This window comes from Rhodococcus sp. P4_B6, assembly GCF_056402215.1.
In genome coordinates, this window is sequence record NZ_JBFUHV010000461.1 from 1 (window position 1) to 1031 (window position 1031).

Annotated in this window: 1 protein-coding gene; it reads right to left on the bottom strand. The window is 72.8% G+C overall.

Annotated features, from left to right (window positions below; genetic code table 11):
• The coding region (locus AC1DWT_RS51550; RefSeq protein WP_477926315.1) for an NAD(P)/FAD-dependent oxidoreductase at positions 1–1031 on the bottom strand (1031 nt) is incomplete at both ends.

Below are 1031 nucleotides of genomic sequence, written 5' to 3' on the forward strand. Positions count from 1 at the left end.
AGGTCGGTGACCGTGGCGTCGCGTTGGACGTCGACGAACTGGGTGTCCTGCCCCGCGGGGTCGGGGACCCGCCACAGCACCAGCGGCGGCAGGCCACCGTCGTCGGCAGAATCAGCACCGCCGGAGTTGTCGGCGGTCGATGCCACGTCCGGGGTGGTGAAGCCCAGGTCGCGCATGATCGACTGACCGGCGGTCTGGCCGTCGTGCAGGCAGCCGGGGAGGTCGAGGATGCCGTTGGCGGAGCCGGCGACGGTGACGCCGTCGAGGGTCTCGCCGGGCACGAACGCACCGAGGGTGTCGTCGTACTTCAGTGTGCCGCGGGCCTGGGAGAACAGGTGCACGGCCGGGTTCCAGCCGCCGCTGACGAGCAGGGCGTCACACGCGAGCGGGATGGCCGTCTCCCCGGTGGTGTCACGTTGGGTGACGAGGGCGTGGCTGACGCGGCCGTTGCCGCGGGTGCCGGACACGACGGATGCGGTGCGGACCGGGATGCCCCGCGCCTCGCATTCATGCTGCCAGCGGGTGGGGGCGGTGTCGCGGGCCTCGACGATGGTGTTGATGCGGACCCCGGCGTCGTGCAGGTCGATCGCGGCCTGGTAGGCGCTGTCGTTGGTGGTGAACACGACGGCCTGGGCGCCGACGGTGACGCCGTAGCGGTGCAGGAAGGTGCGGGCGCCGTGGGCGAGCATGATGCCGGGGCGGTCGTTGTCGGTGAACACGACGGGGCGCTCGTGGGCGCCGGCGGCGACGAGGATGTGCCGGGCCCGGATCCGCCACACCCGCTGCCGGCTGACCGCGGCGGGGGCGGCGACACCGAGGTGGTCGGTGCGGCGCTGCAGGGCGAGGACGAAGCCGTCGTCGTAGTGGCCGAACGCGGTGGTGCGCTGCAGGTGCAGCACATCCGGATACGTTGCCAACTCCGCGACGGCGGCGGTGACCCAGTCGAGGGCGGGGGCGCCGTCGATCAGATCGGTGGAGCCGAGGAGGTCGCCGCCGGCTTCGCTCTGCTCGTCGAGCAGCACCACCCGGGC